Genomic DNA, 254 nt, shown 5'->3' on the forward strand with positions numbered 1-254 from the left:
ACCGCCTGCATCGGGCTGTAGCTGTAAATGCCCAGCGGCGGCGGTTCGAGCAGCGCGGTCACGGCCCGCAGCCCCATGACGCCGCACAGCCCCACGAGCGTGAACAGGGTGAAGTGGGCGGCAAAGCTGCGCTGGCGGTGTCGCCAGAGCACGTGCAGTTGCGCCCCGAACATGAGCCCGACAAAGCCACTGAGAAACGCCAGGCGGTGCACGTAGTACGCCGCTTCGCCACTGGTCGCGAGGATGAAGACCAG

1 protein-coding gene is annotated in these 254 nt (G+C 66.9%); it reads right to left on the reverse strand.

The window, feature by feature from the left end:
• A partial coding sequence (locus HA630_RS00885) for a hypothetical protein (protein ID WP_166832079.1) occupies positions 1–254 on the reverse strand: 254 nt, incomplete at both ends.

The sequence above is a fragment of the Aquabacterium sp. A08 genome (assembly GCF_011742065.1).